Origin of the sequence: Thermococcus sp. CX2 (assembly GCF_012027555.1) — an archaeon.
Taxonomy (GTDB): domain Archaea; phylum Methanobacteriota_B; class Thermococci; order Thermococcales; family Thermococcaceae; genus Thermococcus.
Window position 1 is genome coordinate 70,062 of record NZ_SNUQ01000004.1, and the last position, 24,222, is coordinate 94,283.

The 24,222-nt window shown below is 52.2% G+C and carries 33 protein-coding genes; 11 read left to right on the top strand and 22 right to left on the bottom strand.

Annotated features, from left to right (window positions below; genetic code table 11):
• Window positions 1-169 precede the first annotated feature (169 nt).
• A complete protein-coding gene (locus tag E3E23_RS08570; protein WP_167907990.1) occupies window positions 170-526 on the bottom strand; it encodes a DUF134 domain-containing protein in 357 nt (118 codons plus the stop codon).
• A 106-nt stretch (window positions 527-632) separates the two neighbouring features.
• On the opposite strand from E3E23_RS08570, the gene E3E23_RS08575 reads away from it, so the two are divergent.
• A complete protein-coding gene (locus E3E23_RS08575) occupies window positions 633-1,091 on the top strand; it encodes a 6-carboxytetrahydropterin synthase (protein WP_167907992.1) in 459 nt (152 codons plus the stop codon).
• 72 nt (window positions 1,092-1,163) lie between these two features.
• On the opposite strand, the gene E3E23_RS08580 is transcribed toward E3E23_RS08575, so the two are convergent.
• Complete coding sequence (locus E3E23_RS08580; RefSeq protein WP_167907994.1) at window positions 1,164-1,736, bottom strand: hypothetical protein; 573 nt, start codon at window positions 1,734-1,736, stop codon at window positions 1,164-1,166.
• Between the two features lie 55 nt (window positions 1,737-1,791).
• On the opposite strand from E3E23_RS08580, the gene E3E23_RS08585 reads away from it, so the two are divergent.
• Complete coding sequence (locus tag E3E23_RS08585; protein ID WP_167907996.1) at window positions 1,792-2,229, top strand: PPC domain-containing DNA-binding protein; 438 nt, start codon at window positions 1,792-1,794, stop codon at window positions 2,227-2,229.
• Between the two features lie 92 nt (window positions 2,230-2,321).
• On the opposite strand, the gene E3E23_RS08590 is transcribed toward E3E23_RS08585, so the two are convergent.
• From E3E23_RS08590 to E3E23_RS08615, 6 genes are all read right to left on the bottom strand, one after another.
• Window positions 2,322-3,065 (bottom strand): ATPase domain-containing protein, encoded by a 744-nt coding sequence (locus tag E3E23_RS08590; protein WP_167907998.1) that lies wholly within the window; start codon window positions 3,063-3,065, stop codon window positions 2,322-2,324.
• Window positions 3,066-3,145: 80 nt separating this feature from the next.
• Window positions 3,146-3,937 carry an SDR family oxidoreductase gene (locus E3E23_RS08595; protein WP_167908062.1) on the bottom strand — a complete coding sequence of 264 codons (792 nt, stop codon included), beginning with the start codon at window positions 3,935-3,937 and terminating at the stop codon, window positions 3,146-3,148.
• 65 nt (window positions 3,938-4,002) lie between these two features.
• Complete coding sequence (locus tag E3E23_RS08600; RefSeq protein WP_167907912.1) at window positions 4,003-4,140, bottom strand: hypothetical protein; 138 nt, start codon at window positions 4,138-4,140, stop codon at window positions 4,003-4,005.
• A gap of 148 nt (window positions 4,141-4,288) precedes the next feature.
• Window positions 4,289-4,702, bottom strand: coding sequence for a NifB/NifX family molybdenum-iron cluster-binding protein (locus E3E23_RS08605; RefSeq protein WP_167908000.1), 414 nt, complete (start codon window positions 4,700-4,702; stop codon window positions 4,289-4,291).
• Between the two features lie 65 nt (window positions 4,703-4,767).
• Window positions 4,768-4,986: a hypothetical protein gene (locus tag E3E23_RS08610; RefSeq protein WP_167908002.1), complete on the bottom strand. Its 219-nt coding sequence runs from the start codon at window positions 4,984-4,986 to the stop codon at window positions 4,768-4,770.
• A gap of 35 nt (window positions 4,987-5,021) precedes the next feature.
• On the bottom strand, window positions 5,022-5,609 hold the full coding sequence (locus E3E23_RS08615) for a NifB/NifX family molybdenum-iron cluster-binding protein (RefSeq protein WP_167908004.1): 588 nt from the start codon (window positions 5,607-5,609) through the stop codon (window positions 5,022-5,024).
• A gap of 182 nt (window positions 5,610-5,791) precedes the next feature.
• On the opposite strand from E3E23_RS08615, the gene modA reads away from it, so the two are divergent.
• From modA to E3E23_RS08635, 4 genes are read left to right on the top strand one after another with little or no spacing between them, the layout of a single operon-like run.
• Window positions 5,792-6,610: a molybdate ABC transporter substrate-binding protein gene (gene modA, locus E3E23_RS08620; RefSeq protein ID WP_167908005.1), complete on the top strand. Its 819-nt coding sequence runs from the start codon at window positions 5,792-5,794 to the stop codon at window positions 6,608-6,610.
• On the top strand, window positions 6,598-7,386 hold the full coding sequence (locus E3E23_RS08625; RefSeq protein WP_167908006.1) for an ABC transporter permease: 789 nt from the start codon (window positions 6,598-6,600) through the stop codon (window positions 7,384-7,386). The genes modA and E3E23_RS08625 overlap by 13 nt, the downstream gene beginning before the upstream one ends.
• A complete protein-coding gene (locus tag E3E23_RS08630; RefSeq protein ID WP_167908007.1) occupies window positions 7,376-8,434 on the top strand; it encodes an ATP-binding cassette domain-containing protein in 1,059 nt (352 codons plus the stop codon). The genes E3E23_RS08625 and E3E23_RS08630 overlap by 11 nt, the downstream gene beginning before the upstream one ends.
• A 4-nt stretch (window positions 8,435-8,438) precedes the next feature.
• Complete coding sequence (locus tag E3E23_RS08635; RefSeq protein ID WP_167908008.1) at window positions 8,439-9,233, top strand: nicotinate-nucleotide pyrophosphorylase; 795 nt, start codon at window positions 8,439-8,441, stop codon at window positions 9,231-9,233.
• A gap of 15 nt (window positions 9,234-9,248) precedes the next feature.
• Here the strand turns inward: E3E23_RS08635 and E3E23_RS08640 are convergent, their stop codons facing one another.
• From E3E23_RS08640 to E3E23_RS08665, 6 genes are all read right to left on the bottom strand, one after another.
• Window positions 9,249-9,455, bottom strand: a complete 207-nt coding sequence (locus E3E23_RS08640) for a molybdopterin-binding protein (protein ID WP_167908009.1) — start codon at window positions 9,453-9,455, stop codon at window positions 9,249-9,251.
• An 88-nt stretch (window positions 9,456-9,543) separates the two neighbouring features.
• Window positions 9,544-10,305, bottom strand: coding sequence for an NAD+ synthase (locus E3E23_RS08645; protein WP_167908010.1), 762 nt, complete (start codon window positions 10,303-10,305; stop codon window positions 9,544-9,546).
• Window positions 10,302-11,375, bottom strand: a complete 1,074-nt coding sequence (locus E3E23_RS08650; RefSeq protein WP_167908011.1) for a 2,3-butanediol dehydrogenase — start codon at window positions 11,373-11,375, stop codon at window positions 10,302-10,304. The genes E3E23_RS08645 and E3E23_RS08650 overlap by 4 nt, the downstream gene beginning before the upstream one ends.
• A 310-nt stretch (window positions 11,376-11,685) precedes the next feature.
• Window positions 11,686-12,225: a DUF2250 domain-containing protein gene (locus E3E23_RS08655; protein WP_167908013.1), complete on the bottom strand. Its 540-nt coding sequence runs from the start codon at window positions 12,223-12,225 to the stop codon at window positions 11,686-11,688.
• Between the two features lie 48 nt (window positions 12,226-12,273).
• The gene (locus tag E3E23_RS08660) at window positions 12,274-12,606 is read right to left on the bottom strand and encodes an isoprenylcysteine carboxylmethyltransferase family protein (protein WP_240920781.1); all 333 of its coding nucleotides are present in this window, start codon (window positions 12,604-12,606) and stop codon (window positions 12,274-12,276) included.
• Window positions 12,603-13,001: a NifB/NifX family molybdenum-iron cluster-binding protein gene (locus tag E3E23_RS08665; protein ID WP_167908015.1), complete on the bottom strand. Its 399-nt coding sequence runs from the start codon at window positions 12,999-13,001 to the stop codon at window positions 12,603-12,605. Before E3E23_RS08665 ends, E3E23_RS08660 begins: the two co-directional genes overlap by 4 nt.
• Window positions 13,002-13,072: 71 nt before the next feature.
• On the opposite strand from E3E23_RS08665, the gene E3E23_RS08670 reads away from it, so the two are divergent.
• From E3E23_RS08670 to E3E23_RS08685, 4 genes are all read left to right on the top strand, one after another.
• The gene (locus E3E23_RS08670) at window positions 13,073-13,942 is read left to right on the top strand and encodes a P-loop NTPase (RefSeq protein WP_167908017.1); all 870 of its coding nucleotides are present in this window, start codon (window positions 13,073-13,075) and stop codon (window positions 13,940-13,942) included.
• Window positions 13,942-14,829 carry a P-loop NTPase gene (locus tag E3E23_RS08675; RefSeq protein ID WP_167908019.1) on the top strand — a complete coding sequence of 296 codons (888 nt, stop codon included), beginning with the start codon at window positions 13,942-13,944 and terminating at the stop codon, window positions 14,827-14,829. Before E3E23_RS08670 ends, E3E23_RS08675 begins: the two co-directional genes overlap by 1 nt.
• A gap of 145 nt (window positions 14,830-14,974) precedes the next feature.
• Entirely contained in the window at window positions 14,975-15,418 is a 444-nt protein-coding gene (gene pfdA, locus E3E23_RS08680; protein WP_167908021.1) for a prefoldin subunit alpha, read from the top strand.
• A gap of 96 nt (window positions 15,419-15,514) precedes the next feature.
• On the top strand, window positions 15,515-16,873 hold the full coding sequence (locus tag E3E23_RS08685) for a DUF2341 domain-containing protein (protein ID WP_167908023.1): 1,359 nt from the start codon (window positions 15,515-15,517) through the stop codon (window positions 16,871-16,873).
• A 3-nt stretch (window positions 16,874-16,876) separates the two neighbouring features.
• Here E3E23_RS08685 and E3E23_RS08690 read toward each other — a convergent pair whose 3' ends face one another.
• Window positions 16,877-17,803: an SDR family oxidoreductase gene (locus tag E3E23_RS08690; protein ID WP_167908025.1), complete on the bottom strand. Its 927-nt coding sequence runs from the start codon at window positions 17,801-17,803 to the stop codon at window positions 16,877-16,879.
• A gap of 135 nt (window positions 17,804-17,938) precedes the next feature.
• Here E3E23_RS08690 and E3E23_RS08695 point away from each other — a divergent pair, with 135 nt between their 5' ends.
• On the top strand, window positions 17,939-18,958 hold the full coding sequence (locus tag E3E23_RS08695) for an adenylosuccinate synthetase (protein WP_167908027.1): 1,020 nt from the start codon (window positions 17,939-17,941) through the stop codon (window positions 18,956-18,958).
• Between the two features lie 80 nt (window positions 18,959-19,038).
• Here E3E23_RS08695 and E3E23_RS08700 read toward each other — a convergent pair whose 3' ends face one another.
• The 7 genes from E3E23_RS08700 to E3E23_RS08730 all read right to left on the bottom strand — a co-directional run.
• Complete coding sequence (locus E3E23_RS08700; protein WP_167908029.1) at window positions 19,039-19,893, bottom strand: alpha/beta hydrolase; 855 nt, start codon at window positions 19,891-19,893, stop codon at window positions 19,039-19,041.
• Window positions 19,894-19,960: 67 nt separating this feature from the next.
• Window positions 19,961-20,617, bottom strand: coding sequence for a hypothetical protein (locus E3E23_RS08705; RefSeq protein ID WP_167908031.1), 657 nt, complete (start codon window positions 20,615-20,617; stop codon window positions 19,961-19,963).
• Between the two features lie 2 nt (window positions 20,618-20,619).
• On the bottom strand, window positions 20,620-20,913 hold the full coding sequence (locus tag E3E23_RS08710) for an iron-sulfur cluster assembly protein (RefSeq protein ID WP_167908033.1): 294 nt from the start codon (window positions 20,911-20,913) through the stop codon (window positions 20,620-20,622).
• Window positions 20,903-21,895, bottom strand: a complete 993-nt coding sequence (locus tag E3E23_RS08715; protein ID WP_167908035.1) for an ArsA family ATPase — start codon at window positions 21,893-21,895, stop codon at window positions 20,903-20,905. The genes E3E23_RS08710 and E3E23_RS08715 overlap by 11 nt, the downstream gene beginning before the upstream one ends.
• A gap of 9 nt (window positions 21,896-21,904) precedes the next feature.
• Entirely contained in the window at window positions 21,905-22,138 is a 234-nt protein-coding gene (locus E3E23_RS08720; RefSeq protein ID WP_167908063.1) for a hypothetical protein, read from the bottom strand.
• A gap of 73 nt (window positions 22,139-22,211) precedes the next feature.
• Entirely contained in the window at window positions 22,212-23,912 is a 1,701-nt protein-coding gene (locus E3E23_RS08725; RefSeq protein ID WP_167908037.1) for a carbon starvation protein A, read from the bottom strand.
• A 183-nt stretch (window positions 23,913-24,095) separates the two neighbouring features.
• On the bottom strand, window positions 24,096-24,222 hold a 127-nt coding region (locus E3E23_RS08730; RefSeq protein ID WP_167908039.1), incomplete at its 5' end, for a biotin/lipoyl-containing protein.

A 24,222-nucleotide genomic window follows, 5' to 3' on the forward strand; every position in this document is an offset into this window, starting at 1 on the left:
AGTCAATTTTAATATTGCTTTAAGAAATAATTCACCGAAAAATTTGAGAGATACACCAACACAAAAAATTAGTCTAACCTAAAAATGTGAAAAGCTAGAAAACTGCCCTTGTGGACAAAAACAGCTACCAAAAACCCCAATTCGCCCAAAATAGCCTGAAAATTCCGTCTCACTCGCCCTCAGAGGAGTCCATCCTGGGAACCTCATTTCCTTCGGCCAGGATTATGAGCTCCCTGCCCTCAACTAGCATCTGGGAGACCTTCTTCCTGGCCGAGCTTAGCGCCCTCCAGACAGTCCCCCTTGAAACACCCATTCTCTTTCCTGCCTCCTCCTGGGTCAGGCCCTCGTAATCAACCAGCCTCAATGCCTCAAACTCCTCATAAGTCATAAAAATGGGTGGTTTTGGCTGTCCAACGGGGGGTATGGCTGGATAGAAATGTCTAACCTGGGGAATGAACCCTATCATCCTGAGCTTTCTCCTCCTTCCCCGGCCACGACCCCATCCACGTCCCATTCCCATCGGCATGGCTATCAACACAATGATAGTGAATTCGTTTATAGTTTTTTCTAATGTCTCATACCTTCCAGTAATGATTATAACCTATGCCTTCTATATGGGATGGGTGAGAAAAATGGGCTTTCGTCTGATTGAAAGAAAGATAGGCTGGCATAAAGATTTCGACAGCTCCCACTTCCTCGCCCTCCCGTACGAAAGCAAGTGCCTCAGGATTCACGGCCACACATACAACGTGGATGTCGAGATATGGGGTGAAGTAAACGAGAACGGCATGATATTTGACTTCAACCACCTAAGCGAGTTAATCAAGTTGCTTGACCACCGTATCCTCGTCAGTAGGGAGTGGGTTGTTACGGAAACTGACCAAGTTGTGGTCATTGAAAAGAACGGTAAGCGACTTGAATTACCTAAGGATGAGGCGGTGATTCTGGACAAGAGAAATGTTACCGCTGAATGTATTGCTGAGTGGTTTGCAGAGAGAATAGCCGAAAAAGCTGGCGACAACGTCAGAAAGATAAAAGTGAAAATTTGGGAGGATCCAAGGAGCTACGCGGAGGTCACTCTCGAGCGTTGACCGTCGTGATTCATAACTACTACATGGCGCAGTGTACGTGCACTTCAGAAGGCTGACTGGGGAAGGGAAAGCTTAGCAATTCTTCTTTAACTTTTCGGCTATTTCTCTGCTGATACCATATCTCTCCCTGAGGTTTTTCAGGTTTTCTTTGGCCACTATCTTCAAATCATTGAAATATGGCTCGCCGAACGTATCCTCCGCCTCGAGCGCCAAGTTGTAAATGAGGGTCAAATATGCATCCGCCATTTCACGCTCTTGGCTTTCAGCCAGATAGGGCATCATGTCCACGAGATAGCCGAGGAAGTTGTGGAGTATGTTGAGCCAGTCCCTTTCGTAGCCGTTCTCGATGAGCCATCCTTTGAGGGTGATGAACACCTTAATCACTGGAACAACCACGACCTTTTCCTTGTACCTGCGATACCTTATGAGCAGGTACTGGAGAAGAGAGATAAGGAGCTTTCCGACTACATCCTTACTGCCTCCTTTCTCCTCGACGAACTTCTGGAACTCCACGAGGCCCTTCTCCCCACTCCTTTCGAACTCCGTTAATAGTCCCACGTATGGAGTGGAGTACTGGGAGAAATCGACGTCATCAAGCTCCGGAATCTCGGGGAATATCCTCATAATGGCATCTTTAATGCCCACGATACCACCCAAAATGTTAAAATGCTCCCCCGCTTATTAGCTTTGGGGTGGTGGTATGGAGTTCTCCGCTGGAAGGAGCTTTCTCTTCAGGGTTCCCGAGGGCGAGGAGCTTTTGGGCTTCATCAACGAGTTCGCGAGAAAGAACAACATCTTAACTGGAACAGTTAGTGCCATAGGGAGTCTGAGGAACCCTAAGATCGGCTACTTTGAAGAAAGCAAAGGAGAGTACAAAATCATCGAGCTGGAAGGGACTTATGAACTCGTCTCCCTCATGGGCAACATAAGCCTCAAGGATGGGAAGTCCTTCGCCCACATCCACGTTGCCCTCGGCGATTCCGAGGGGCGGCTCTGGGGCGGCCACCTGGTTGAGGGTGAAGTTTTTGTTGCCGAGGTCTTCATCCAGGAACTTCTCGGAGAGCCCCTTGAGAGGAAGCCCCAGGAAAACGGACTGGCGCTTTGGAGTGTGGAGAACCTTAATTCTCAGCAACCTTGAAGGGTCTACTCACCGTTACCTAAACAATAGTATCTTACCATTTTTGCAGTCAGAGATCGGGACTCTAATATTTTGAAATCGTTGGCTTTTGCTTAGTAGATTTTCCCCGAGGGAAATACGATTATCCCCATTTCAGTTATCTCGAATGGATACTTGTACATCGAATGGCGTGTTCCACACATCTTTCTAACGACTAAATAGCGTTTGAGTTTACCCATTCCATCATCCACTACTTCCTTGAGACCAAGGGTTACAATGCCATCGGCAATGTAGCCCTCCACACTGTATTTGCTGAGTTCGTATGGAGTTTCACTTATCAGGAGGATGGTTACGTTCATGCTGGAGAATGCTGTCTTGAGCTTCAGCATCACCGATCGAACGTCAAATTCTTTTTTCCATGCGAGTGTTAGCGGCGATATAGAATCAATTACGAGGCGTTTTGCGTTGATTGATTTGACAAGTTGGATTATATGCCTTATAAAACCATCAACGGTGATGTCTTTTTCGGGGGCAAATTTTTCCTCTATGGATGATCTATAAATTTTGCTGGCCCAATCAACGAGAATAATCCGGCCTTCTCCTTCGTACTTTCTGAATTCCCATCCAAAAGACAGCATTTCTCTCCTCAGGTCATTGAGTCTCTCATCAAGACTCACAAAAATGCCAGGTTCCTTGTATAGCTCAGCCCCCTTGTAGATGAACTGAGCCCCGAATATAGTTTTACCCGTACCAGTCTCGCCGGTAACCAGTATTATGGAGTTTTCAGGAAATCCTCCGCCGGTTATTTCATCAAATCCAGGAATGCCCGTTTTCACTCGATATTCGCACCCTCCCATCGTCTAGGATATACCGCCCAAAAAATAAAAGTTTTTTGAGGGAGTGTTGTATTCTAGAAGGGCATACTGAAGAGCGCTTCTCAAAACACCGAGCTCAACCTTCCACCGTCAACTGGAATCATCGCGCCGTTGATGTACGAGCCGAACTCGCTTGCGAGGAAGGCAACTAGGTAGCCTATCTCCTCGGGCTCGCCGAGCCTTCCCAGAGGTATTGGCTTCGCATACTCCTGGAGGGCCTCCTCCACAGTCTTTCCTTCCCTCTTTGCCCTGTCCTGGGCGAGCTGGATCATCCTGTCCGTCCTTATTATTCCTGGCATTATGCCGTTCACCGTTATCCCCTTCGGCCCGAGTTCCTTCGCCAGAGTCCTCACGAGACCCGCCATGGAAATCCTCACCACGTTGCTCAGAGCTATGTTGGATATGGGCTCCTTTATAGCCACGCTTGTCAAGTATACTATCCTTCCGTAGCCCTTCCTTTCCATCGCCGGGACTAGAGCCTTGGTGAGGTATACCGCTGGATAGAGGAGCAGCCTAACAGCTCCCTCCCAGTCCGCCATTTCCATCTCCATGAAGTAGCCAGGCTTTGGGCCGCCCGTGGAGAAGAAAAATATCTCTGGCTCTCCTATGTTTTCAAGCTCTTTCACCGTTCTCTCGAGATCCTCCATCTTCGTGAGGTCGGCCACTATATACTCCACGCTAACGTCGCTCTCGGCCTTTATCTTCTCTTTCGCCCTCTTCAGGCTCTCCTCGCTCCGAGAGAGTAGTATCACGTCAGCTCCTGCCTTGGCCAAGACCCTCGCAACGCCGAAGCCTATTCCCTTGCTCGAGGCCGTTGTAAAGGCGAGCTTTCCAGAAAGGTCTATGCCCAGCATAGGGATCACCAGAAAACCCTCACGGAGAGGGAATAAAGGGTTTGCGGGTCATTTTTGAGTATCGGTTAGTCTGAATTCTGCTTGAGCGTTGGGGGAGCACGTAGTGCCGTTATGATGCCAAAGACGCCGATGAACTCGGGAATGGCAATGCCCCTGAAGGTTTTCATTGCCCACACTGCCAAGAGCCAGTCCATGACGATCATTCCACGCTCGCTGTTATGAAGAAAACCACTGCTCACGGGGTAGTGGAGACGATTCCAAAACTCCGGCTATTAAACTTGTTGGGCACGTGCTGGACTCGATTAGGGCTGATGTCTTAAGAAATCGGAAATGAAGAAGGGGAGAGTTCAATCACCAGCCGCCCCTGCCGTGCCCCATGCCACGTCCCATACCACGACCCATTCCGCCGCCTTCCCTGCCCATCACGGCACCCTGGAGCTCGCCGCGGAGGAATGCTTCAACGGCCTCTTTGACGGTCATCGTCGAAGGTGCCGAGGCCATCCTTATGCCCGCAGCCTGGAGAACGTTGTAGGAGTTCGGCCCGAACTGTCCGGCTATTACCACTTCCGCACCCTGGTCGATGCAGAACTGGGCCGCGGTCACCCCTGCTCCCCTTGGCTGGTTGTAGCCCGGGTTCTGGACGACCTGGACGTTGGTTATCTCTCCGTTCTCTACGTCCACTATGGTGAAAGCGGGAGTCCTTCCGAAGGCCTGGTTCACCCTGTCATCAAGTCCTCCGTTTATGGTTGAGATCACTATCCTCATCTTTCCACCTCCAGTTAGGATTAGGGAAGCCAAATTTAAAAAAGTTTGCATAAGCTCAAATAAGTTCAAAATGACCTCCAGAACCTTGGTCTCATAAACTCACGCAGGATTAGCAGAACCAGAAGACCGACCGCGTAGGGAGCCGCGGCTATGAAGAGCTTGACCAGGAAGTATAGGATTCCTATCAGCAGGAGAAGGTCTATCAGGCCGTAGAAGCCAAAGGGTCCCAGGTAATAACCCCTGCCGAAGCCTCTACCGTATCCCCTGCCCATTCCCCTCGGCATCTATCATACCTCCAAGGTAGAAAAAGAAAAAGGCCTCACCACCAGCCGTAGAGCCAGCGGAGGGTTCTCCTGCTTGGTCGGCCCGTCCCTGGGCAGTAGCCCAGGCGAGCTCCCCAGCCTCTGCCACCTCTTCCCCAGCCACGACCCCAACTGCGGCCACGGCCCCATCCAAAGCCGTAAGCGGGGTAGACCGGGTAGGCTGGTCCGTAAGCTCTGGCCGGAGCAACTGGATACGCTGGTCCATAGGCTGGGGCCGTTGGAGCAACTGGAGCAGGAGTGCTGAACTGGCTGGCACTTCCACTGGTAATGGCCTTTATGGCCTCTTCAACTGGAGTTCCTGGGGCTACCTGATAGAGCTTTATTCCTGCTGCCTGAATGGCGCCGAGCGCATTTGGTCCGACCTGTGGCGCTATAACCGCCTCAACGCCCTCGTTGATGAGGGTCTGCACTGCCATCGGCCCGGCTCCACCGCCGGCCATGGCTGCACCGTTCTGGATGACCTTGCTGTTCGTGACGTTGCCGTTCTCGTCAACGTCCACTATGAGGAAAGCCGGAGCCCTTGCGAAGACAGGGGCGACCGTGTCTTCAAGCCCTCCACCGTTGGTGGGTATCGCAATCCTCATACTTACCACCTCCACACTATTCGTTCTTCATGTATTTGTGCATATGCACACAATTATAAACTTTTCGGTCACCCTAATCCTCAGTGAGGGGTTTTCCGCAAAGAAAATCATTTAACTTTAATGAAATTGTTTGCCCAAAATGTTTAAATTCTCCCAAACCTGTGTATCACGCGGTGGTTTCCGTGAAGGGGCGCTTAGCGTTACTCCTGATTGGACTCCTGATCCTGGGAGTGGTTTCAAGTGGCTGCATTAGCGAAAAGGTGGACAATACGAGCACAAGCACGAAAAAGTTTGAGGGCAAAACCCTCGTCGTCTGCTCTGGAGCGGGCTTGATGAAGCCCATGAACGAGCTGATAGGAATGTTTGAGAACGAAACTGGGGCAGAGGTCGAGGTCCACTATGGTGGGAGCAGCGAGATTTTTGGGATTCTGCAGACCACCTGCGGCTGCGACGTCTTCATCCCCGGCGCCTGGTACTACACCCAGGTCGGCATGGAGAAGGGCTACGTTCTGAACGACACAGTGAGGAACGTTACCCTGCACGTCCCGGTCATAGCGGTTCCAGCCGGAAACCCCAAAGGCATACACTCGCTTGAGGACTTGGCAAGGCCCGGCGTTAGGGTTGTCCTCGGCGACCCGAAGGCCTGTGCCATAGGCAAAGTTGCGAAGAAAATCCTCGAGAATAACGGCCTCTGGGAGAACGTGAGCAGGAACGTCGTGACTTTTACGCCAACGGTCAATCAGCTGCTCATTTACATCACCACTGGGCAGGCAGATGCGGCGATAATCTGGGAGGACATGACAACGTGGGCACAGGCAAAGGGCAAGATCGAGGTCATCCAGATTCCACCGGAGCAGAACATTATAAAGACCATTCCAACCGCCGTGACGACCTGCGCCGAAAATGATGGGCACCTGGAGGTGGCAAAGGCCTTCAACGAATTCATAGCGAACCACACAGAGGTCTGGGAGAAGTGGGGGTTCAGGCCATGGCAGGGCTGAACTTCAGGAGGCTCTGCATTGCCGTTTCCCTCCTTTTTACCCTCTTCCTTTTCATGGCCATAGCGGCCCTCTTCGTTGTTCCGAGCCCAAAGGATATATTAGAGGCGCTGAAATCCGAGGAGATGGTCTTCTCCCTCAGGCTGTCCCTTCTGACGGCTTCCATCTCTACGGTCATCGTCATGTTCATTGCCATCCCCATAGGATACGCCCTTTCGAGGTTCTCCTTCCCTGGGAAGAGCGTTGTCAAGTCGATACTCGACCTCCCTATGGCATTTCCAGAGCTGGTTCTGGGGCTCGCCCTGCTTCTCCTCTTTGGCAGGACCCTCGTTGGGGAGGCATTTCAGAGCCTTGGAATTAAAGTTGTCTTCACCAAGCTCGGCATCGTGGTGGCCCAGATATTCACCGCTCTGCCCTACGCCACTAGGATAGCTTACTCGACCTTTGAATCAGTAAGCCTTAGGTACGAGCTCGTCTCTAGGAGCCTCGGCTACACCGAGTTTGAGACGTTTAGAAACGTCACGCTCCCCCTGGCGAAGAACGGCCTTTTTGCCTCCACCATAATAACCTTCGCGAGGTGCATGGGAGCCTTTGGGGCCGTGCTCATCCTTGCTGGCGGCTCTTACATGAACACGGAGATACTGCCCGTGACTCTCTACCTGAACATCTCCTACGGCAACATAGGGATGGCCATAACGAGCGGCATAGTGCTGATAGTGGTGTCCTTCCTCGCCATTCTTGCCTTCGAAAAGCTGGAGGGTGGTACCGGTGTTCCTTGAAATCAGGGAACTGAGCATCGACTTGGGGGAATTCAGGCTCGAGGACGTTTCCCTGGATATTGAAAAGGGGGAGTACGTCACTGTAATCGGGCCCACGGGCAGCGGGAAGTCCATACTCCTGGAGACCATAGCGGGCTTCTATAAGCCCCAAAAGGGACAGATAATCCTCGAAGGGCGGGACATAACGGAGTTGCCCCCGGAGAGGAGAGGAATCAGCGTGGTCTATCAGGACTACGTTCTCTTTCCGCACATGAGCGTCTACGACAACATAGCCTACGGCCTGAGGAAGAGGGTGAAGGACGAGGGAAAAATCCAGGAGGAGATTCAGAGGATAGCTGAGGTCCTCGGCATAGACCACCTCCTCCACAGGAGGCCCACTACACTGAGTGGCGGCGAGCAGCAGAGGGCGGCGATAGCGAGGGCCCTCGTCGTTAAGCCCAAGCTCCTCCTCATGGACGAGCCCTTCTCCGCGCTGGACGTCAAGACGCGCGAGGAGCTGCGGAAGCTCGTCAAGAGGGCCATAAGGGAGTACCAGACGACCGTTCTCCACATCACCCACGACTTCGACGACGTATTTAGCTTGGCCACTAGGGTCGTTGTGATGAAAGACGGAAGGGCCGTTCAGACTGGAAGCCCCGAGGAGGTCTTCTCAAGGCCGTCGAGCGACTTCGTTGCAGATTTCGTTGGAACCAACCTCCTGAAGTGCCGCATAGTTGGGAGAGAAGGAGATTTGACGGTATTGAGTGCAGGAAAGCTGAGGCTCTACAGCTCCGATACGGCCGGGGTAGGGGAAGAGGTCGTTGTGTCCATAAGGCCAGAAAACGTGATAGTTGCCAAGGAGCCCATCGAGAGCTCCGCGAGGAACGTCTTCGTTGGCAGAGTTCTAGAGGTCATCCGGCGGGGTCACCTGGTGTGGCTGAGGCTTGGGCTGGATGGGGTTGAGCTTAGAGCCGTCGTGACGCCCAACTCCTGCGATTTGCTGGGCATCGAAGAAGGGAAGGAATTTTACGTGCTCTTCAAGGCCTCGAACGTTAAGATAGTGGGGTGATGGAATGTTTGATCCCTTCGAACTCTACCTCCACGAGGACTGTCCGTACTTTGACGAGACGACGGAACTGCTGGGGATAAGAGGGGATGGTGAGCTACGGATAATCTCGAGGGAAGCGGGAATAGCGGCGTGCACGGAGGATCTTGCCAAGTTTTACGAGCGGAAGGGCCTGAGAGTGGTCGAGTACGTACAGAGCGGGAAAGAATTCAAAGCTGGTGACCTCCTGTTCCGCGCTGAGGGCGATTTGAGGGAGCTCTTTAGGCTCTGGAGGGTCTCCCAAACCTTCCTCTCGATAACGTGCGCAGTGGCAACGAAAACGAGAAAACTTCTGGGGCTCGCCAGGGAAGTCAATCCACGCGTGATTGTGGCGACCACCCGCAAGGCCCACCCGGGGATGCGCTACTTCGAGCTTAAGGCCGTGAGAGCAGGAGGCGGCGAAATCCATCGCAACTCCCTGAGCGATTCCGTTCTCATAACGCAGAACCACCTCCGCGTTGTCAGGGAGCTCGAAAACCTAAAATCCCTAAGGAAAATCGAAATCGAGCCGGGAAATGTCGAAGAGGCGCTTAGATACGCAAAGCTCGCCGACGTGCTCCTCCTGGATCACTTCTCCCCGGAGGAGCTTGAAAGGCTCGTCCCGAGGCTAAGGGAGCTAAACCCATCGCTTGAGATAGCGGTCGCTGGGAACATCACCGAGGAGAACATTAAAGACTACGCAAGGCTGGCGGATATAATAGTGACGAGCGAGCCATACTACGCGAAGCCCCTCGATTTGACGACGAGGATTGAGAAGTCGTAAAAACGGAGAGGGGCTTCACTCCTTCTCCACCATGACTTCTGTGGCCTTTATTACGACACGAACCTTGTCCCCCGGTTTCAGACCGAGCTCTTCCACGGCTTCCCTCGTTATCATCGCCGTTATAACGTCCGGGTTCGTGAGCTCCACCTTAACCAGCGCCGCGACCTCACCGAGCTTGACGTCCGTGACGATACCCTCAAGCTTGTTCCTTGCGCTCATCATTTTTTCTCACCTCCGTTTACTTTATATCTACCAAGTTGTTTGGTCGACCTTAAAACCTTACTGCGGCCATGGCATTAATTCACCCACTTCAGAACTCTGGCCCGGTCGGAAGGCGTCTCTTGTGCTCGCTTCTTTTGACGAGCAGTTCAACGTATTCAACTTTCTCCAACGAGATTCCAAGCTCCTCGGCAATATCCTCTTTGGGCATCTTGAGGTCGACGAGACGCCAGAGGACCTCATCGAGCAGTCTGTAACTTATCCCCAGTTCATCCTCGTCAGTCTGGCCCTCCCAAAGGCCAGCAGTCGGCTTCTTCTGAATAATTTTCTCTGGAACCCCCAGACGCTTGGCCAGCTCCCAAACTTCAGTCTTGTAAAGGTTTATGAGCGGTGCATAATCACTTGCTCCATCGCCCCACTTGGTGAAATAGCCAGTTAAAAGCTCGCTCCTGTTGCTGGTTCCTAACACCAGACGGTTCATGGAGTTAGCATAGGCATAGAGGAGAATCATCCTTGTTCTGGCCATGATGTTCCCCTTGCTTTTAACATCGAGCTCTCCAACGGCTTTTTCAAACTCGTCCACGATGGGTTTTATGTTTATGAGTTTGTAGTCGATTCCGAGGTTTTTGCAGACGAGTTTTGCGTCTTCAACGTCGCCGTTCTCGTAGTAGGGCATTATTAGGCCCAGGACCTTATCCTTCCCGAGAGCTTTGACTGCCAAATAAGCAGTGGTAGCACTGTCTATGCCACCGCTTACTCCTACGACGACACCCTCTGCCCTTGCCTCCTCGACCTTCTCTCTGATGAAGGAGGCTATAATGCTGATAACTCTGGCATAATCCAGCACCCTCATGCTGACCCCTCCATCGTTGCGAGTATCTTAACGTGTTTTTCTTTGTTCTTCACAAGCTCTTCAAACCCCTTTTCAATTATGTCACCAAGCCTGACGCGCGAGGTTATCAGCGGTCTAACGTCAACCCTATTCGAGGAGATCAGAGAGATCCCCCTGAGGAAATCGTCAGCACTGTGGGAAACCGACCCGGTTATCACCTTCTCGCCGACCACTAGTCCCTTGGCATCAAAGGGAGTCAGACATTTAAAGACCCCGAGCATAACGGCCTTCCCACCCTTCCTGAGGCATTCAACTGCTGTCCTGAACGTCTCGTTTATCCCAACGCACTCAAAACTCACATCTACCCCAATATCTGTCTCAGACACTATCTCCCCTACAACATCTTCAGTGGTCTTTCCTGTGGGGTCGATAACGATGTCTGCTCCGAGCTCTTTGGCCTTTTCTCTCCTCACTTTTGAGGGTTCAACGACGATTATCTTTCCAGCTCCGCTCGCCTTTGCCACGAGAAGGACGCACAACCCTATCGGCCCAGCGCCCACTATTACAACGCTGTCTCCAGGCATTATTTCGGCCTTCTTGACAGCCCTCACTCCAACGGATAGAGGTTCAACGAGAGCCCCTTCTTCAAACGAAACACTCTCCGGGAGTTTGTATGCCTGATTGGGCCTTACCAGCGCGTACTCCGCGAATCCTCCATCCTCACTCAGTCCAGTAACGCCGAAGTTAACACAGAGGTTTTCCATCCCCCTGCGACAGAAGTAGCACTCACCACAATGGATGACGGGAAAAACCGCTACTCTATCACCCTCTTTGAATCCCTTGACTCCTGCTCCCACTTCCACTACCTCTCCTGAGAACTCGTGGCCGAGTATTACCGGTGCGGTTCTTCCGGTGAGTGGATGGGGCTTATCTTTGGGCACGAAGATTGGTCCGCTTAAGTATTCATTCAGGTCGGTTCCACATATTCCGCAGGTTCTAACCCTTATCTTGAGAAAGCCTGGCTTGATTTTCGGTTCTTCAACCTCTTCGAGTCTCAGATCACCCCTTCCATAGTATCTGAGTCCAAGCATGGTATCACCGTTTTTTGGGAGTATTTAATGGATTTATGCTTTTTCCTTCCTCCTTTGGAAGAATGACAAGTGCTCGGCGTAGATTAAAATGATTTTGTTTACCTAAGCGCCCTATGAGAACCTTCAAACCCTGATACCTCGTCGTTATCAATTAGCATGTTCCCTGCCCTTTCTGTAACTAGATGCCAGGGTTTTAAGTTGAACCAGTCAGCAGAAGACATCCTTGATGTGGATAAGTGGGAGGGCATCCAGTAAGTGGCGAGGGGAACTACTAACCATCTGCGGGCTAAGAACTGGTAGCATCATAGAGTTATAATCCTAAAAACTCGCAGAGGAGCTTGAAGAAGCTGGTTTTCCTTCCAGCGGGCGTTATGAAGTGATGGATGAGAAGCTCCTCCCTGAGCCAGTCGCATTCTTCCAGCCCAGACCTCCTGCATGCTTCGCCAAAGTTCGAACTCTCGGCAAGGGCGCGGAAGACCCTCCACCCATCGGTGAAGAGGCCGTTGAAATAGCTTTTTAACCACCTCTCGTCGATGGAGCGAACGAGGAGATCGCCCCTCCTCGAGAGTCTGTAATAGGTGTGATGTTTGTGAACTTCGAAGGCCTTCTTAAAGCGCGCCTTGCTCCTCTTTATCGCACTCCCAGAGTCCCTCTCAACCAGTCCGAGCTCTATGAGGTCCCTTATGGCGTCATTAATCGTCTGAACGTCGAGCTCTGTCATCCTGGCCATCATCTTGGCGTAGTCAACCCCGGCCCTCTTCAGGTGGAGCAGGACGTAGAGGTGAACTGGCAGGAGTTCAAATCCGCGGTATGAACTTTGGCGTTCTTGATGTGTATTCTCTCCACTCATTCCCGAACCGCCCCTCTAGTTCCTTCTCCTCTTCACCTATTAATCTCACTACCGTGAGCCAATATGATATATGAACTGTAAGGGGGAGGTTCCGCAAGCATCAGCGAAAATCCCGGAGCGATAAAGAAACCCCCAAATGGAGTATATTGGATGCCTGACCCTAGAATAGCAGCCCGAAGTCAGGAGCTTTTCCGTTTCATATGCCCTTTTGATCTGGGAGTAGCGGAGGAGCCATAGGGAAATCCCCACGAGGAAAGCGGCCAGGCCTACGGCGTAGCACTTAAACGTCAGTAGGTTTAGGTGAAAATCGAGGAAAAGCGCGAGGGCCGCGTAGGAGAGGACAATTTTTCCGACCCTCGGGGCTATTCCCCGGAAGCTCATCCTCCCGCCTTGGCTTTCTTTTCCTGCACCTGCTCCCAGAGGTCATCGAAGTTCTCGGCAACCCTCTGGAGGGCGAGCTTTAAGTCCCTCGTCCTCGTGAAGAAGGCAACCTTGTCGCTCTGATCCCTTATCCTCAGAAAGTTTGGCCCCATCCTGAATGCCGCTAGAACGTCAACGTCCATTAGCTGGCCCACTATCAGTTTGAACTTCCTGGGGTCGCCGTGGCCCTCGTCGTGCTCCTGCATATCCTTGGCTTTGTTGTGCCTCTTCTCAAGGAGCTTGACGCTCCCGTCTTCACAGACCTCGTAGATGGCGAAGAACTTAGAATCGCCGTAGTGAGCATCGATGAGCGTCTCATCGTTCTCCATCCCAAAGGCAACCTTCAGGCACTTCATCTACACCACCGTGTGAGCATATGCACAAAGCTTAAAAACTTTTAGGTTAGCCTAATTCTGGAGGTGAGGTAATGCAGATTGCAGTGAGCGGTGGAAAAGGAGGCACCGGAAAATCCACCATTGCGATAAATCTCGCGATAGCCCTCAGCGAGTACTTTGACCTGGTGCTGGCCGATTTGGACGTTGAGGCACCAAACGACCATCTGCTCCTTGGAGTTGAGCTCCAGAACGAGGAGCCGGTGGAGCTCTTCATGCCGCGCTTCGACTACTCCAAGTGCACCCGCTGCAGGAAGTGCGCGGAAGTTTGTGAGGAGCACGCAATAATAACCATGCGCGATGGGACACCGTTCCTGATGCCCAACCTCTGCTCCGGCTGCACCGCCTGTGAGATAGTCTGCCCGGTTCCCGGAGCGATACTTCCGGGGAAGAAGCTTATGGGCCACACCTATCTAACGGAGACACCCTACGGCTTCCCACTCGTTACGGGCAGGCTTTTGGAGGGCGAGGAGAGGGCCATGCCCGTCGTCTCCAGAGCCAAGAAGAGGGCCCAAAGCCTAAACAAGGAGCTCCTCATGGTGGACACCGCAGCAGGTACGAGCAATACTGTTTCGAAGGCACTTGAGGATTCCAAACTCATCATAGCCGTTACGGAGCCGACTCCCCTCGGTCTGCACGACGGCGAGCTGATTCTCAGGCTTGCCCAGCTCATGGACATTCCGGTGATGATAGTTGTCAACCGTTCCGACCTCGGAGATGTGGGAAGGGTGAGGGAAATCGCCGAGCGCTACAACGCCGAGATAATTGCCGAGATTCCCTACAGCGAGAACATCATACGGAGCTACGTGGAAGGAAGGCCGATAGTCCTGACCAATTACCCCGAGGCCGAGATACTCAGGAGAATCGCCGAGAGGATCGTCGGGTTCCTGGGAGGTGGTGAGTGATGCAGCTCGTAATTGCGAGTGGCAAGGGCGGCGTTGGAAAGAGCACCGTAACTGCTTCGCTCCTCTACCTTCTGAAGGATGAATACAACTTCGTGGCTGTGGATGCGGACGCAGATGCGCCGAACCTCGACCTCCTTCTTGGCGTCGAGCGCTGGGAAGAGGAGAGGGAGCTAGTTGGAGCAAAGGTTGCGCACATCAATCAGGACAGCTGCATCCACTGCGGCATCTGCTATGAGAGGTGTCCCTACGACTGCATTAAGTTCGTAGACGGCAACTACGTCGTGAGCGAGCTCACCTGTGAGGGCTGCAACGTCTGCGGGCTTGTCTGTCCAGTGCCAGGAACCATAACCCTCGAGGAAGTCCGCTCAGGTATCGTACGCAAGACCACAACACCCTATGGTTTTCCGCTCATCTCTGCCCAGCTCGACGTTGGAAGGCCGAACAGCGGTAAGCTGGTAACCGAAGAGAAGGAGTGGGCCAAGAAGCTCATGGCCGAGCTCGACCTGGAGCACATGATAGTGGACAGCGCAGCGGGAATAGGCTGTCAGGTTATAGCGAGCATCGGCGGTGCAGATTTGACAATACTCATTGCCGAGCCGACGCCAGCATCTCTCAGCGACGTTCAGAGGGCTTACAGGGTCGTCCAGCACTTCAGGCAGCCGGCTTACCTCATAATCAACAAGGCCGACTTCAACCCTGGATTCAAAGCCCTCCACGAGTGGGCAGAGAGCGAGGGAATTCCGATACTCGGCGAGGTTCCCTATGACAGGGCGATACCGAGGAGCATGGCGATGCTTAAGCCTGTCGTAGAGGTCTTCCCAGACTCAAAGGCATCCCAGGCGATAAAAGAAATTGCCGAGAGGGTTAAGGTTGAAATACTGAAATGAATCCACAGTTTCGGAATTCCCTCTTCCCATTTCTTATCCTTGTTGAGCTCGTGCGCGGGCTGGTTCTGTAACCTTCCGCATAGTTTGTGGCAAAGGCAACCCAAACCTTAAAAGCCTCCCACCCAAATCCAATCGGTGGTGCGAAATGGCGGAGAGAAACGAGCAGCTCGAAAGGCTCGCTTACGAGTACCAGCTCCTGCAGGCTCAGGCTCAGCTTTTAGCCCAGAACCTCGAGCTCCTAACCCTCGGAAGGAACGAGTTCCAGGTGGTAAAAGAGACCCTTGAGGAGCTCAAGAAGGTTGAAGACGAGAAGCCTGAAATCCTCGTGCCAATTGGTGCTGGCTCCTTCCTCAGGGGAATGATAGTGGATAAGAACAACGCGATAGTCAGCGTTGGCTCGGGCTACGCTATCGAAAAGAGCCTCGACGACGCTATAGCCTACCTCGAGGCCCGCATAAAGGAGTACGACGAGGCGATAAGGAAGACCCAGGAGGGTCTTCAGAGGCTTGAGGGCCAGCTCCAGGAGCTCGCCCAGAAGGCCCAGAAGCTCCAGCAGGAGGCCGCAATGGGCTTCAGCTTGAAGAAGTGATGTCCTTTGAGTTTCTTTTCTCCCCACTTTTGGAAGTTTGAAAAGCGAAACTTAGAGATAACATTTTAAACTTTTCACGCTACATTGCATTTTAAGATGAGGAAGTTGAAGCTGACCCCATTGATAATTTCATTGATGCTTCTCCTCGCGACGTTTGGGTTAGCCGTGCCTAATATCAACGTTTCTGTGCAGGGACTGGGCTGGGGGGCAGGCCCAGTGCAAAGCCCTGCCACCGAGGGGGGAGTTACTTTTCACTTTGCTACATTGACACAAGTAGATTACTCACTAGTTCATGTTTCCAGGTCGCTACCTGCATATACAGCGATCATTGTCAAAATATATGACTCTAGAGGCAACATTGTGGCACTTGGAAACACAACCCTTCAGGCATCACTCCCCGCAGGTGAGGACGTGAGGGTGAATGTGTCTTTTACCTGGAACCGGTTTAGTAATGTAACTGTGGTGATAAAAAGCCCCAATTTTACCACATCTTTTTCTGGACCAATATCTCTCAAGATCCAAGCGGTGGGAGAAGGAGTCTGGGTCGGGAGTCTTAGGAGGCCCATAAACATTACCGAACAGAGTGGGACTGATCTCTACAATTATACTGTCAGAATTGTTCTTGGCGGACAATACACAAACGCATATTTTACAGACCTAAATGGCAACCCTCTATATTACTGGTATGTCTACGACGGTAGTTTTACGATATTCTGGGTTAAAATACCATACCTCTCCGCTAACAGTAAGACAACAATATTCCTGCACTATGGGGGGTCGGTGAATCCCTACTTATCGTACATGAATCCCGCCAAAGTTTTCCTATTTTTTGATGACTTTACTGGCACCTATCTTGATACGTCAAAATGGAACATATACGGAACCCCAACTGTTTCTGGAGGAATACTTTCACTCCAAGGATATCGCGCTCAGGGTAGGAACATAAGAGGTCAGGCAACGTGGATATGGACAGTAAATACATTCCCTGTTTCGTATGTTATTGAGATGAACACCAGTCTGGCCGATGCAGATTTGAGGATAGCCCAGAATTATGGATATGCCGTGGGTCCATTCTTCCTCTGGTACATAAATTCAACGGGAGATGGCTACGGTGAGGGCATAGGTATATATTATTCTCTGCCGGTCATTGGACTCCTCCAGATAAACGTTAACAACGGCTCGGGAACTTGGACGATAACTGCCTGGAACCTCTACACGATGGGCACTTGGAGCATCATAAGTATCGTCGTAGATAGAGGAAATATCCAGACGTACCAAGATGGAAATCCAATTAGTACATACACTGTTCCTTCCCTTGAGGATGGCAGTATTGGACTTGGACAGGCCACGGGTGGGCCAAGTCAGTATGACTGGATACTGGTGAGGAAGTACGTTGATCCCGAACCAGCGGTGTCTATTGGGTGGGTTTATGCTGACTTAGTCTTCAGGCCGTAGTAGTTAGGTCTTCATTCCAACTGAATACCACTCCACCGTTTTCTTCAGCCCCTCTTCTAGCGTCCACTCTGGCTCGAAGCCGAGCTTTCTAATCTCGCTTATATCCGCCTGGCTGTGCCTTATGTCCCCCGGCCTCGGCTTGTCGAAGATTATCGAGCTGGTCGTGCCAGTTATCTCAATGATTTTCATCGCCAGCTCCAGAATCGTTGTCTGCCTCCCAGTTGCGACGTTGAATATCCTACCGTTAGCCCTTGAACTCTCAGCGGCTAAAACGTTGGCCTTAACGACGTCCTTGACGTAAATGAAGTCCCTCGTCTGCTTCCCGTCGCCGAAGATTACAAGCGGCTCGTTCTTCAGCGCACGGTTGATGAATATGCTTATAACTCCCGCATACTGGTTGGCACTCTGCCTCGGGCCGAAGACGTTGAAGTAGCGTAGGGAAACCGTTGGGATGCCGTAGAGCTCGTTGAAAACTCTAAGGTACTGCTCGGCCGTTAGCTTCGTGACGCCATAGGGAGAGAGTGGTTTTGGCGTTTCCGTCTCTTTGAGCGGCAGATTCGGATTGTCACCATAAACAGCGGCGGAAGATGCGAAAATCAGCTTTCCATGACCTTCCATCAGGGCTCTCAAAATGTTGAGTGTGCCTATAACGTTGACCTCCTCCGTGAAAACCGGATCCCTAACGCTCTCGACGACGCTGACCTGGGCAGCCTCGTGAAAAACGTAATCTGCGTGGCTTATCAGCTCGGCTATCGACTCGTAGTCCCTGATGTCAGCTTGAACGAACTTTGCCGCAGGTGGGACGTTCTCCCTCTTTCCCATGTAGAGGTTGTCAATAATCACCACGTCATTGTCCATGCTTAGCTCCCATGCAATATGCGAGCCTATGAAACCTGCCCCACCAGTAACGACGACCAGCTTGTTTTTCATCTCCCCTACCTCCGTAAGTAGTGTTTGCCGTGGGTTTTAACCTTTTGCCGTTTCTCTCCTCCACTTTTTGGCATATACCTGTTTAATTCGAAACCATTATAAGCCCCCTATTGACTTAAACATGGGTAAGGAGCCATGCCGAGCTACATCGTTGTTGGCGGTCAATGGGGAGACGAGGGCAAGGGTTCCCTCATAGCCTATCTGGCCATGAAGGACAGGCCCCAAATCATAGCGAGGGGCGGCGTTGGAACGAATGCAGGACACAGTGTCTTCATTAACGGCAGGAAGTACGCGGTGAGGCAGTTGCCGACGGGTTTCATGCAGAGGAATGCCAGGCTTCTCGTTGGGGCTGGAGTTCTCGTAGATCCAGAGGTTTTCTTCCACGAGCTCGAGCAACTAAAGGATTTCAATGTTGCCAACAGGGTTGGGATAGACTACCGCTGCGCCATTATAGAGCCCAATCACAAGGAGCGCGACAGGAAAAACATCCACCTGCACGATAAAATAGGAACCACCGGCTCAGGCTGCGGGCCGGCAAACGCCGACAGGGTAATGCGCGTGGCAAAGCAGGCCAAGAACATAAGGGAGCTCGAGCCCTATCTGACCGACGTGGCTCAGGAAGTAAACGACGCGCTCGACGATGGGGAGCTAGTTCTCGTCGAGGGGACGCAGGGCTTCGGCTTGAGCCTCTACTACGGAACCTATCCATACGTTACTTCCAAGGACACAACGGCATCTGCCATAGCAAGCGACGTTGGAATCGGGCCAACGAGGGTCGATGACGTCATAGTCGTCTTCAAAAGCTTTCCGACGCGCGTTGGAGAGGGACCGTTCCCCACGGAGATGAGCGAAGAGGAAGCGGAAAAGCTGGGCCTGGTGGAGTACGGCACTGTAACTGGTAGGAGGAGAAGAGTGGGCTGGTTCGATTTCGAGTTTGCCCGCTATTCGGCCAGAATCAACGGGGCCACAATGCTGGCCATCACAATGCTCGATAAATACGATAAAGAGGCCTTCGGCGTTACGGACTACGATAAGCTGCCCATGAAAGCTAAGGAGTTCGTCGAGGAGGTTGAGGAGCGCGTTGGTGTCCCGGTCGGGCTGATAAAGACCGGTCCTGAGATGGAGCACATAATAGACCTGAGGGAGAACATCTGAAGACTACTCTTTACTTTTTACTCCCAAGGACAGCCACGAAGGAAAGAACAAGGGGTCGTCTCAGAACTCGTCCTCTTCACTCACCCAGCCTCTTTTTTAGGATGAGCTGGACTCCTCTGGAGTCCCTGCTCCATTGTGATAAGCAATTCCTTCCTTTTTTCGTTTTCTGCATGGGCCTTCAGCCACTCCACCACGAGCATGTGAAACTCATCCCCCCATTCGGGGTCATCGAATATCTCGTGATAGGCCCCCTCGAACTCCGTAAGGGTTTTGTCTCTGACAGTCAGCCTCTCAAAAAGCCTTCTGGAGCCTTCCGGTGGAGTTATCTGGTCGCCGGTGCCAACTACGAGGAGAACGGGCACGGTTACCTTATCTGCTTCTTCGTGAGCCTTCTCCATGTTGACGAAGATGCTCTTCCCGAGCTTGAAGGATATCCTGTCGTGGACGAGGGGGTCGTTTATGTATGCTACAACAGCCGCGGGACACCTGGAGAGAAGCTCCGGATCGAGACCGTTGCTTATGGTGATGCTGGAAAGAACATCTCCGAGCAGCTTTGCGAGGGTCACGAGAAAACCTGGCGTCTTGGGACTCTTCGCCAGCGCTGGGGAGGAAGCTATTACTCCCCTTATCCTATTCGGTCTGGTCTCGGCGTATCTGATAACCGCCAGGCCACCTAGACTGTGTCCAAAGAGGAATGGCCTCCCCCCGATTTCGTCTATGATTTCATCAATTATTTCCAGGGCCTCTTCGACACTTGTATGTCCCCTCTTGCCCCCGCTCCTCCCGTGGCCGGGCCAGTCGAATGTGTATACGGCAAAACCCGCCTCGTTCAGCATTGCAATGAGTTGCCTGTATCTCCCACTGTGCTCCCCAAGACCGTGAACGAGAACCACCCAGCCGAGCATCGGCTCTCCAAACTTGGCAGTGTATACCATAGGGGGGTCACCTTCCCCTAATTATGCTCAGGTTAAGTCATTAACCTTTCGGAAAAGAAGAAAAGGGTTAGCTTGTGAATGGGCTTTCTTTCAGTTTCCTCTTTGCGAACTCGACGATTTTCTTGATGTCCTCTTCTATAGTGTCTGGCTCGGGCTTCATGAAGATATAAAAAACGTTGGTCTTGGGAGTAAGTGAAACATGCTTGACGTTGTGCGGCTTGGAGAGACTCTCGACGAGATATTTGAGTAGCTCCACGTCCCTCTTCTTTTCGTAGAGCGCCTCGTACTTCTTCCCGGCTATTTCGACGATTTCCCTTTGGAGGAACTCTTCGTTCTCTATCTTGGGCTTCATTCTGTAGTAGCCCTTCTGTATCAGGTGCGCTTCGTGCTTTATCTGTGAGAGAGGCTTGATGATGATGTACAGCTTGTCGTGCCTGCTCGTGAGGAGCGCTATCGGGAAGTAGAGGATGCTCTGCCTCGGCAAAAGCGTCAGTGTATACTCGAACTTTCTGATGTTGTCGCGGTTTATCTTGTAGAATGCCCTAAAACCGACATAGCCGCCGAGCCATATGTATTCTTTGTCCTCTGGCTTGACGACGTCCTCTATGGAGCGTAGGTAGTGCTGCATGAGCGCTAGGTTCAGCTTCCTCCCCTTGAAGAACTGTATCGACGAAACGGCCGCGAGCACCATCAAAGCGAGTATAACTCCGGATGTTATCTCCATGATTAAACCTCCTCGGGTGGGTAATACCGTTGGAACGTCATATCATCGACTATTTCAAAGTATCCCAACTTGTCCTCTAAAACCTTTGCCATGTCTCTCACAATACGCGCTTGGATCGGCCAGGTGACGGCCATTGCGAAAGGTTTGCGAGGAGTAAAGCGGGCGAAGGCCACGTATATGACGGTCTTATCTTCCTCGACGATAATCTTTGTCACGAGGCCCTCACTTACTATGTCCATCTCTGTGAAGGGGTTCTTCACCTCCTTCAGCAGTTTGAGTATCTCCTCAGCCCTCAAGCACCATTCCTCCAAGCTCTTCGAGCCACTTCATCCCCCTCGGCTCCTCCGCGAACATGGGGACCTTCACGACATCAACGCCCCTGAACTTCTTTTCGACCTCCCTCAGAACCCTTTCCTGGGCCTCGAGTCTGACCTTAAGTTCGGGTATATCCCTCTCCAGCGTGATGACCTTGTTTATGACTATCATGTTGAAGGGCACCTTGAACTTCTTGAGGCTCTCGTAGGCCCTCTCTGTTTCGTAGAGCGGTAGCATCTCTGGGTTCATAACTGCAACTACGCTCGTCCTGTCTGGATCGGTTATGACCTTCTCAACGAAAGCAACCTCCTCGCGGTAAGTCCTCAGCTCCCTCATAACTGGATCCTCTTCCTCCTCCTTGGGCAGGGTGAACTCCTCACCTTCAAGCACGAACTTCTGCTCTCCGTGTATCTTTGCAACGGCCCTCCTGCGCTCCAAAATCTTTCTCCTTATCTCTATTAGCTTGTCCGCCCAGATGAGGGAAATCTTTGGCAAAGCTAAAACCCTCAGTGTTAGACCTGTGGGGGGTGTGTCAAAGATTATGACGTCCCATTCCTCACCATTAGAGAGTATCTCCCTAATAGCTTCGAGCGTGGCATACTCCTCTATGCCCGGGGAAAAGCTGAGCACCTCAAAATACTTCTCGAGGTTTATGACGGTCAGATAGCGGTACATGTGCTTGAGGTTCTTCTCCAGGTGCTTGAGATAGGACTTTATGAGCTTCTCCATGTCCAGCTCGCTCGCGTAGAGGTTCTCCATCAGCTTCTTCGGTTTGTCGTTGAGCTTCACCATGAAGACGTCGCCCAGGTTGTGTGCCGGATCGAGGGAGACTATGAGCGTTTTGTAGCCCCTTTTAGCGAGGGCCACGGACAGGGCTGCACTCGTCGTGGTTTTGCCCACTCCCCCTTTTCCGATGACGAACACCGTCCTAAACTTTCCCTTTGGAATTAGATATTCCCTCATGCTACCACCTCAGTCTATGTCGAACATCCCGGCTATCTCTGCAAATATGTCATCCATATTTATTGCCCTCTGTTGCATCACGTGCATCTCCTTGACCATGTGGGGCATAAGCCTAATCACAAGCGTCGTTGGGGGTGAGGGTATGCCAACGAAGGCTCCCATAAGGACGAGGGCGAAGACGTTCTCCAGCTCCCTGAGCTCGAACTCTATGTATTCCGTGGACTGATGCCTGAGGGACTCCATAAACCCCTTGAGAAACTGCTTTATTGGCTCCAATGTTCACACCTCCGAAAAAACAAAATTAAAAAGGAAAGGTTCAAGCGGTGGCATACTCCTCGGCCGGCTTCTTCCAGGCCGCGTACCAGTCGAAGACGAGGAGCACGTTGAGGATCAGGCCAACGACGGTTATGAGGGACACCCAGAACCCTGGCTTGATGACGACGAGGAACCAGGCCAGTGCTGCCGTAACTGTAATCCACAGGAAGAGCGCTGGGATGAGGACGGCCCATTTCCAGGCTCCCTCTGGCCTCTGAACCTTTGCTACCCAGAGCGAAGCCGTCATCATGGCTATGCTCGCGAGCATCTGGTTCATGCCGCTGAAGGCAGGCCATATGATGAGCCAGCTTCCGCCCCAGGCCAGGTAGATACCGAAGATGGCGAGAATAAACGATGCAATCCACTTGTTCTTGAGGATCTCAGGTCCGTTGACCATCTCTATAATCTCCTGCCAGGCGAACCTTCCAAGCCTCGTCGCCGTGTCTAGGGTCGTGAGGGCAAAGGCCGAGACCCAGAGGCTGGCGAAGATGGTTCCGGTCTTGACGTCTACGCCGAAGGCGTCGTTGAGACCGTAGGCGTAGCTCTTGGAGAAGATGGTCACCTTACCGATGGTTCCCGCCACTTGTGGAGCGTATATCTGACCCCAGTTGGAGGCGGTTATGCTAACTCCCGCATCGGCGAAGACCTGGTATCCGTAGATGGCTATGGATGCGATGACGATGGTCGAGAGGAGACCCTCGGTGAACATTCCGCCGTAGCCGACCATAAGGCCATGGAGCTCGTTGTCGAGCTGCTTGCTTGAGGTTCCGGAGCCAACTATGGAGTGGAATCCACTCAGCGCTCCACAGGCGATGACAAGCGGTATCGTTGGCCAGAACGGTGATGGCTTACCGCCGACTACGTTGGCGGACCAGGTGGTGAAGGCTGGGGCGGTGAAGGTTCCAACACCCTTGAGGCCGACGACGATGAACGCTAGACCACCTACTATGAGGCCGAACCAAAGGATGTAGGCGTTGAGGTAGTCCCTGGGCTGCAGGAGGATCCATACCGGGAGCGATGAGGCTATAATGACATAGACTCCAAGGGCGATGTACCAGGTCTCCTTACTCGCGACGAGCGGGTACTGGAAGCCAATCCATATTGCTATGATGAGGAGCACTATTCCGATTATTGTACCCAGCTTGAAGTCAATCTGCACCTTGTAAAGCAGGTATCCGAGAATTACTGCAACGCCTAAGAAGAGCAGCGAAGCGGTTGCTGCTTCTGGAGTGCTGACGAATATTCCTGAAATGACCGCGGCGAAAGCGGCTATGACGAGAACCAGCGCGAACCAGACGTAGAGCTCGAAGGCCATGCTCGTCCTCTTGCTCATGAGCTTTCCTGCGATCCACTGGATGGACTTTCCATCGTAGCGGACAGATGACATCAGAGCCAGGTAGTCATGGACGGCACCTATGAAGACGTTTCCAAACCAGACCCAGATGAGTCCTGGCAGCCATCCCCAGGCCATAGCAACTGCTGGACCGACGATTGGTCCTGCTCCGGCTATGCTCGCGAAGTGGTGGCCGTAAAGAACCATTGGGTGTGCCGGGACGTAGTCAACGCCGTCGTAGAGCCTGTGTGCCGGGGTTGGTCTGTTGGGGTCGGCCTTAACGACCTTGTTCTGGAGACCCCTTCCGTAGGTAACGTACATGCCGGCGTATATTGCAGCTGCTATCAAGATTATTACAGCGGAGTTCATGGTTGCACCTCCACGAAAGTTTTCGGAGTAGTGTAAAATTGTGTTCATATAAATGCTTTTCGGCGATGGGCTGAAAGTTTTTCGACTTTTAACTAAAAGTTGGAAATATTGCTCTCAACTCGACGGAAAAAAACTTTAAGCAGAGCGTAACTGGAAAAAGGGGGTAGAAAAGAGCTCCTCCCGTCACCCTATTTCTATGAGTGCTTGTCCTGTGTCGACGGTTTGGCCTTCTTTGACGAGGATTTTCTTTACTACGCCGTCCTTTGGCGCGGGGATTTCATTCTCCATTTTCATGGCCTCGAGGACGAGT